This is a genomic window from Planktothrix sp., from assembly GCF_046067725.1.
In the GTDB taxonomy this organism is placed as follows: Bacteria; Cyanobacteriota; Cyanobacteriia; order Cyanobacteriales; family Microcoleaceae; genus Planktothrix.
In genome coordinates this window covers 1-3,937 of sequence record NZ_JBJUDF010000033.1, presented here as the reverse complement: position 1 = coordinate 3,937, position 3,937 = coordinate 1, and the positions used below count along the sequence as shown (strand labels likewise).

The 3,937-nt window shown below is 37.2% G+C and carries 3 protein-coding genes; all 3 read right to left on the bottom strand.

The genetic code is table 11. The annotated features are described in order from the left end of the window. Window positions 1-85: 85 nt before the first annotated feature. The gene (gene dnaK, locus ACKPEB_RS01860) at window positions 86-2,113 is read right to left on the bottom strand and encodes a molecular chaperone DnaK (protein ID WP_408963077.1); all 2,028 of its coding nucleotides are present in this window, start codon (window positions 2,111-2,113) and stop codon (window positions 86-88) included. A 227-nt stretch (window positions 2,114-2,340) separates the two neighbouring features. Continuing rightward, window positions 2,341-2,922 (bottom strand): hypothetical protein, encoded by a 582-nt coding sequence (locus tag ACKPEB_RS01855; RefSeq protein WP_408963076.1) that lies wholly within the window; start codon window positions 2,920-2,922, stop codon window positions 2,341-2,343. Then, window positions 2,880-3,937 (bottom strand): hypothetical protein (locus ACKPEB_RS01850; protein WP_408967473.1); only part of this gene is annotated, 1,058 nt, incomplete at its 5' end. The genes ACKPEB_RS01855 and ACKPEB_RS01850, both read right to left, overlap by 43 nt.

The following is a 3,937-nucleotide window of genomic DNA, read 5'->3' as shown; positions in this document are numbered from 1 at the left end:
AATTTTGCATAGGTTAAATTTAGGTTAAAGTCTATATTTTGAATCAGCAGAAACTGGGTTTCTTTGAGAAACCCGGTTTCTAATTTTACAACCAATCATCATCATCATCATCCCAATTATCACTGGAAGAATAGCGACGAGAACGTGATACACCCCCGCCTAAACTACCACCACTACTGCTGCGTTGGTCATATCGAGGATAACTGCGGGTAGTAGGTTCATAGGGATCAACTCGACGTTTTTCACCGGAAAAAGTTCGACGAATTGAACCAAATAAATCATCCTCATCGTCCTCCGTCGCAAAAATCGAAACTTCTCGACTTAACTCATATAAAGCATCTTGTAAATCTACACTAATTTGATCAATTCCTCGTTCATCATCTCGCTCTAAACTATCTCTTAAAGACCGAATTAACGTTTCAATTCTTGACCGTTGACGTTGAGCAAATTGCATTCCATAATCTAAAGCAACTTCTCTTAATTGTCGTTCGGCTTGATAAGTTAACGCTTGGGCGCGGTTACGTTTTTCGACTCGTTCTCGTTGTAAACGGTCAACTTCTGCATATTTTTCCGCATCTCGAATCATGCGATTCACTTCTTCTTGAGATAAAGTAGAAGCACCTTGAATGACAACACTTTGTTCCCGTCCAGTGGTTTTATCTAACGCCGTAACTTGTAAAATACCATTGGCGTCAATATCAAGGGCGACTTGAATTTGCGGAACTCCTCGCGGTGCTGGCGGAATTCCAGTTAACTTAAATCGACCCAAAGATTTATTATCAACGGCTAATTCTCGTTCACCTTGTAAGATATGAACTTCTACCAAAGTTTGATTATTTTCTGAAGTTGAAAAAATATCAGAACGACGCACGGGAATCGTCGTATTACGGGGAATTAATTTTTTCATCACTCCCCCAATGGTTTCTAATCCTAACGATAATGGAGTCACATCTAATAATAATACATCTCGTACATCTCCGGCTAAAATTCCCGCTTGAATTGCGGCACCAACCGCCACCACTTCATCAGGATTCACCCCTTGATTTGGTTCTAAATCAATTAAGGTTCTAACTAATTGTTGCACCATTGGCATTCGAGTTGAACCGCCGACTAAAATCACATCATCAATATCATTAGACGTTAATCCTGCATCGGCTAACGCTTGTTTCACCGGACGACGTAACCGTTGAATTAAATCCCCACATAATCCCTCAAATTCTCCTCTCGTTAAGCGAGTTTCTAAATGTTTCGGGCCGTCTTCTGTAGCGGCAATAAAGGGTAAATTAATATCGGTAACTCCCACCCCAGAAAGCTCAATTTTTGCTTTTTCAGCGGCTTCTGTTAACCGTTGTAACGATTGGCGATCGCGTCTTAAATCTACTCCTTCTTCTGATAGAAATTGTTCCGCTAACCAATCGACAATTTTCTGATCAAAATCCGTTCCTCCCAGTTGCGTATCTCCACTGGTAGACTTAACTTCAAATACTCCTTCTCCTACCTCTAAAACCGAGACATCAAAGGTGCCGCCCCCCAAATCAAACACTAAAATGGTTCCATAATCTCTGCGTTCCAAACCATAAGCTAAAGAAGCCGCCGTCGGTTCATTTAAAATGCGTTTAACGTCTAATCCTGCGATGCGTCCGGCGTCTCTGGTGGCTTGTCTTTGAGAATCATTAAAATAGGCAGGAACCGTAATTACAGCCCCGGTAATTTCTTCTCCTAAATACCGAGTCGCTTCTTCAACTAATTTTTTTAATATCATTGCCGAAATTTCTTCCGGTGCAAAATCTTTATTAACACGAGGACATTTGATTCTAATATTATCCGTTTCATCCCGTCGCATCGTGTAGGGAACCCGTTTCGAGGCGGGAGACAGGTCAGAATAGCGACAACCCATCAGCCGTTTGACCCCATAAAAGGTGTTTTGGGGGTTCAAAACCGCCTGACGTCTAGCCATCTGTCCCACGATGCGTTCTCCTTCCTTGGTAAACCCAACGACGGAGGGTGTGGTTCGCATCCCTTCAGAGTTAGCAATCACAACGGGTTTTCCGCCCTCCATGACCGCAACCACAGAGTTTGTTGTTCCCAAGTCAATGCCGACTACTTTGCCCATGCGTTGGTTATCTCCTTGTTGATATGGTTTCTGGCTAGATCACTCCTATTGTATCGTGTTGTTACGCCATGTAACGTTTGACCCCCAGGCTGTTTCATGCTACAGGCAAAAACCTCTGTGACCTCTCCCCCAACCCCCAGGGTGAGTCAATATCGGAACTGAATCTAAGACATTTCCACAACAATAGAATCTTAGAAAAATTATAGACGTTAGTTTGGTTGATTAATTCATTGATGGTTATCCCATATTTCCTTAATTTCAGTAATTGTTTTGATTTTAGCTACAAAATTATTATAGTCATCTAAAGCTTTTTGTTCTTCTTCTGTCCTATCTTGGTTAGAGCTTTGCTGGTCTAGTATCTTTAAACGAGCAAGAGACAGTAAGTAGTTTTGAATATTATCATTATTATTGAATTTATCAATTAACTTGGGATGAAGGTTGAATCCGTCTGTTAAAATCCTTATTATATTAATATTTTTTAAATTGGGATAAAATTTTAATAGATCTGGTATAATTTGAAGAAAATCTTTTCCTGATACAATAATATTAGCAATCTTTAATTGATCTTCTAATAATGATGTCTTATTAAAAATAACCCTGATATTTTTAATAAGATTTGTCATTGATTGTACTGATTTTTCTGCCAAATCAATAGCCGATAAGTCTTGTTTTTTATTATTTAAAAAAAGACCATCAAAAAACTCCACTATACAATATAGCTCAAGTAGAATATTACGTTCTTCTATTATTTGTAGCATTAACCCGGTTAGTTCTTGGTCGGTTTTGGTGTTTGTTCCTGTGGATGACATATATTGGTCTTTGTATTTTTTATATTCTGAGTTAAATTCTGACAATCTATCTCTAAGTTCTTTTGATGTAGTTTTGGGATCACTATTATGAGTAATAAGATGCTTAGTATTAACACTATCAACACCAGTCTCAGCGTCAGGTTCTTTTTTTCTTGGTTTTCTCCTAATTTCTTTGTTAATTCTGGTGTTGGTGTTACTGGTAAATTTTCTATTTCTTGATTTTGATTTACTGTTTTTGGTGTTTCTGGTTCCTGAGAATTTTTAGCAAAACCTCGCCAGACACCAACTTCATGTAAAATTGTTTTTTCTTCTAAAGTATCCGTTACCAGAACTAAAACACCATCTGTTTTAATGTCTCCATTCCAACTCTTCCACTCTTTAGGAAAATGGTAATTTTTTAAATTATCTGCTAAATCTTGTAAATGTTCCTTGGAATAAAAATCAATTTTATAATCCGTTTCTTGATTATTTTCGCTATCACTATCAGGGAGATCAGGGAGACTATTAATAAATGTTTTAACTTTATCTAAATCTACTCGAAATTCTTCTAATTCATGAAAGTCAATAGAATCCTGAATCATCTGGCTAAATGATTCATCATTTCCTAACATATTTTCTAGGGCACTATAGGCAATTTTTCTGATCTCTTGTTCATCATCAGTGATAAAAACAATAGAATTTAAAACTTTTCTACCCCTGCGTTCTGAACGTTTAGGTGATTCTATCCCTGTCACTTCTAATAATAGTTTGTTGTCCTGTCCATCTCTAAAAATTAATAGAGAAGGTTTAACAACATCTAGTAAATCATCAAGGATTATAGAATTTTCATTGTTTAAAATTTTCCGTTTAAGTAAACTGGGAACTTCTGAAGGTTGATGATCGTTACTCTGAATATAACGCCAGTGAATCCCCGTTTTTCCTAATTCTGCGGTTTTTACATAAATTGAAATATCTTCCATAAATTTCTCCTTCCGTAAAAATAACAAATTAAGTGATTGATAAAAATCATAGAATA

What these genes read in the sequence shown, in the direction of transcription:
- ACKPEB_RS01855 (WP_408963076.1), bottom strand. Translation starts at nt 2,922, where the DNA reads ATGTCATCCACAGGAACAAACACCAAAACCGACCAAGAACTAACCGGG.
- dnaK (WP_408963077.1), bottom strand. Translation starts at nt 2,113, where the DNA reads ATGGGCAAAGTAGTCGGCATTGACTTGGGAACAACAAACTCTGTGGTT.